1 protein-coding gene is annotated in these 398 nt (G+C 56.8%); it reads left to right on the forward strand.

The genetic code is table 11. From position 1 onward, the window contains the following. A partial coding sequence (locus KK062_RS30075; protein WP_254088086.1) for a hypothetical protein occupies positions 1-398 on the forward strand: 398 nt, incomplete at both ends.

The following is a 398-nucleotide window of genomic DNA, read 5'->3' on the forward strand; positions in this document are numbered from 1 at the left end:
CCCTTAAGCGCCGCAGCCAGCCTGGTGGATCGTGTCGCCGATCTGGTGGAAATAGGAAATAACCCCTACCCGCTCCAACGTGTACCTGTCAAAGTCTACGCCGTCCATCCCTCTGGCGGAGAGTCGCTGCTGACATCGACCGTAACGGACGGGGAAGGGGTTTTTAACATCTCGTTTATCAATACTGCCTTTTACAATCCCGCTCTGGGCGACAAAATAAAGGTATATATCAACCACCCAGATTTCCTGCTGCAGCGGAACGTGCTGTCGTTGCCGCGGCCCGACTCCGTCGGCAACTTCGACCTCGGCACGCTGTCGGCGCTCGCCCGCACATTTCGGTTTAAACCCCACGTAATCGACGAAGAAGGGCAACCGGTATCCGACGCCGTCGTGGAAGT

Origin of the sequence: Dawidia cretensis, assembly GCF_018598175.1 — a bacterium.
Classification (GTDB): domain Bacteria; phylum Bacteroidota; class Bacteroidia; order Cytophagales; family Cyclobacteriaceae; genus Ohtaekwangia; species Ohtaekwangia cretensis.